Source organism: Pedobacter sp. 01N416, assembly GCF_056399685.1.
The window spans coordinates 1-3,721 of sequence record NZ_JBFTRT010000508.1; the positions used below are offsets into that span (position 1 = coordinate 1).

Annotated in this window: 4 protein-coding genes; 3 read left to right on the top strand and 1 reads right to left on the bottom strand. The window is 40.3% G+C overall.

The window, feature by feature from the left end:
• A partial coding sequence (locus tag AC1DND_RS22490) for a LytR/AlgR family response regulator transcription factor (protein ID WP_477584833.1) occupies window positions 1-435 on the bottom strand: 435 nt, incomplete at its 3' end.
• A 454-nt stretch (window positions 436-889) separates the two neighbouring features.
• Between AC1DND_RS22490 and AC1DND_RS22495 the strand changes: the two genes are divergently transcribed.
• From AC1DND_RS22495 to AC1DND_RS22505, 3 genes are all read left to right on the top strand, one after another.
• Entirely contained in the window at window positions 890-1,894 is a 1,005-nt protein-coding gene (locus AC1DND_RS22495) for an LLM class flavin-dependent oxidoreductase (protein WP_477584834.1), read from the top strand.
• 465 nt (window positions 1,895-2,359) lie between these two features.
• Complete coding sequence (locus AC1DND_RS22500; protein ID WP_477584835.1) at window positions 2,360-2,923, top strand: RNA polymerase sigma factor; 564 nt, start codon at window positions 2,360-2,362, stop codon at window positions 2,921-2,923.
• 63 nt (window positions 2,924-2,986) lie between these two features.
• Window positions 2,987-3,721, top strand: a 735-nt coding sequence (locus tag AC1DND_RS22505) for a FecR family protein (RefSeq protein ID WP_477584836.1), incomplete at its 3' end; no start/stop codon positions are given.

The window sequence follows — 3,721 nt, forward strand, 5'->3', positions numbered from 1 at the left end:
ATATTTAACCATTACCGCACGGTGTTCCTCTTCTTTGTTTTTAACCAGAAAGTAATCTTCGTTGGCACCACCGGTCATTTCCTGTCCAAAAAGACGCGTAATGGTAGTGGCAAATTTGGCGTAACTATATGGTTTAAGCAAATAAGCATCTCCTGCTGCTTCAAAAGCATCAAAAGCGTATTCCTGGTGTGAAGTGGTGAAGATGAGCTTTCTGGTTCTAAAGCGGATGGCCTTAGCCAGTTCCAGACCGGAAATCTGGGGCATTTCCACATCCATAAAAATTACATCGACTGTGTCTGAGTTGGCTAGCTCCCTTAAAGCAGTAACTGGATCAGTATATTGCTGGACGAGTCGCATGTTCGGGGTATCCTCAATATATTTTTGTAGCCCCGCTAAGGAACTGAACTGGTCGTCTATGGCTATGCACTTAATCATCTTCAAAAATCTGTTTCTCTTATAACGAAATTACGCCTTTTCGTACCGAAAAGGGTACTATCTGTACGGATTAATTTAAAGTCTTTTCTTATTTACTAATTTAACGCAAAAATGTGTCAATTAAGTTTAAAAGATGCAGGCAATAGCTATAATCCATAAAAATATTCTAGAATACCGGTAAAGAAATATACTCCTCCTTTAATGGTTTTGCTAATCGAATTACAAGTTTTAATTAAGCTAAGAGCGCAGATTTGTACGTTTTGTTACAATAAGATATATACTTCTATATCCGTGTAGTCTCTGCTGTCTGATCGGGTTTTCACTTTGCACAGATTCCTTGCATAATACCCACTTGTGCAGATTAGTGTTGGTTAAACGTCATATATATTCAGATAAACCAGACTTGGTTTTATTAAGGATATTTTTGCAGCATAGATTTTATTCCTATTAATTTATGGCTGATCACTTATTGAAAAATATACGTTATTCCGTTCTCGATCTTGCAACCGTGTTAGATGGTTTTACTGCTGCAGATACCTTTAAAACAAGCCTCGATTTAGCTAAACAGTCTGAAACTTTAGGTTATACACGTTACTGGTTTGCTGAACACCATAACATGGCTGGTGTTGCCAGTTCGGCAACAGCTGTGCTTATTGGTTATATTGCTGGTGGCACCGATAGCATCCGCGTAGGCTCTGGAGGCATTATGCTACCCAATCATGCACCTTTAATTGTTGCCGAACAATTTGGTACTTTGGCCTCTCTTTATCCCAACCGTATCGATCTGGGCTTGGGCAGGGCACCCGGAACCGACCAGGTTACGGCAATGGCCATCCGTGGCGAAAATTTTAGTGCTGTTCATAGTTTCCCCAGGGATATTGAGAAACTACAGCAGTTTTTCTCTGCGAATAATAATCGTGCGAGTGTAAGGGCCATTCCGGGAGAAGGATTGGATATCCCGATCTGGATTTTAGGTTCGAGCACAGATAGCGCACGCTTAGCAGCAGAAAAAGGCCTCCCTTATGCTTTTGCCAGTCATTTTGCACCAGCTTATTTCGAACAAGCCATCGCAATTTATAGAAATAACTTTAAGCCCTCCCCATTTTTACAGGAACCTTATATAATGGCCTGCGTAAATGTGGTTGCTGCCGATACCGATGCAGAAGCTGAACGTTTATCAAGCTCGGTAAAGCGGATGTTCCTGGGTGTAATTACAGGTAAAAGAGAATTGTTAAAGCCTGCAGTTGATGATATCAATCAATATTGGGATCAGTTGGAAAAAGAAGCTGTAGAACAAATGTTGTATTATTCTTTTATTGGTAGTGCCGAAACCATTAGCGGGAATTTAGAAGCTTTTGTTGCAAAACATGGCGTAAACGAGATCATGAGCACCTCGCATATTTACGATCATCAGGCAAAATTGCATTCGAATAGAATTTTTGCCGGGTTGTTTGGGTAATTGTAGCGTACAAATCAATCATGTTCCCGTTGATAGCTGATTTACGCAGAACCTATTGCAATTTGCCATTAATCAGTTAAGAACATTAAGATTTTCGTAGCTCAGATCCTGCGATCGTCCTCCTGAACTTGTTTCAGGATCTATCCAACTTGGGTTATTTCTGCCACGGAAGCACAGATTTGCATGGAATTAAACTTATTCTTTTTGCTTTCAGCTTTAGTCTTTCCTACCATTAAGCAGTTAAGGGCATTAAGACTCTACTATAAATCATCAGCGGCAATCTTTTTAAATCTGCGGGAAATCAATCGAATAATATTCCCGCGGATATCGTTGATGCGCGCAGAATCTTTTCATCTTCCATTATTAAAGCCCCAATTCTATTATCCACATCATCTACTCTTTAAGATTTGTTAATACTAAGGGAATATTGGCCCCTTAGCTTTGCGCTTTATAAAGCGGCATCCCTTGGACAATTCATTATTTTCATCTTTACAACTTGGCGACCACCGGGCTATGGACGAAATCTACCAGACCTACTGGGAGAATGTTTTTGATGCGGCCTTTAAAAAAACGGGTGATGAGGCATTGGCACAGGATATTACACAGGATATTTTCATATCCCTCTGGGAGAACCGAACAGCGATTAGCCTAACAGGAAGCCTCGGTGCCTATCTTTATGGTGCTGTAAAATATAAGGTGATTAATTATTTCAGGTCAGGCAGCATTAAAGAATATCACCAAACTGCACTTAAAACACTAATGAATGAGCAGCATATTGCAGCAGCTGATGATAAACTGATTTTAAAAGAGCTTCATTTAGAAGTTGATGCCGCCATTGCACTTTTGCCCGTAAAAATGCAATTGGTATTCTCGATGAGCCGAAAACAGGAAAAATCCATCAAAGAAATAGCTTTAGAACTTGATGTTTCGGTTCAGACAGTAAAAAACCAGATTTCTGCAGCACTAAAATTGCTCAAAAAAAGCCTTTCCTATATCCTGCTCATTGCGGCTTTAATCGGCTTAACATAAAGTTAATTTATAGATAACATTCTTGGTTAGTACCGATCTGCTTTTCAACTGACATGTATTTAAATGACAGAAGAACAGGCAAAGGAACTGCTGCAGAAATATCTCAATAAGCAGGCAAGTCCGCAAGAGCAAAAAAAAGTTGAAGAGTGGTATGCCACGCTCAATCAGGAAAATATTGAATTGGCAGCCGACCGGAAAGTAGCAATAGGGCAGCAAATGTTTGTTCATCTTCAGGCCGCTATGCACCAAAAGCCAGAACATGGCAAAGTATTCAGATTACAGCCTTTTATCAGGGTTGCTGCCGCCGTACTCATCATCATTACACTGGGAATAAGCATTTGGAAACTCAATATCCCAGTGAAGCTCGAAAATCAGGTTACCGTAGTTACCGGAAGTACAGAACGGAAGCACATTACCTTATCAGATGGTTCGGTGGTTTTGTTAGGTCCGTCTGCAAAACTCTGTTATCCTAAAGCATTTGCTTCAAACAACCGCCAGATTGCATTAAAAGAGGGCGAAGCTTTTTTTGATATTACCCATCAGGAAAAAAGACCGTTTACGGTACATACTGCATCTGGGGTCGACATTCGGGTGTTGGGTACCTCTTTCAAGGTTAAGTCGTATCAGGCCAGCAAACACATCGAAGTTGCCGTAATTACCGGAAAGGTTGCCGTAAGCAACAAAAAAGTAAATCTGGGCACATTGATTAAAGATGAGTTTTTAATCTATGATAAAACTGCCGGTCGAGCTGACATTGGCAAAAATAAATCTGCGACCTATATCGAACTTGCTTTTGAC

Bases quoted from the DNA above. Each gene is read 5' to 3' on its own strand.
- AC1DND_RS22495 (WP_477584834.1), top strand. From the start codon at position 890: ATGGCTGATCACTTATTGAAAAATATACGTTATTCCGTTCTCGATCTT.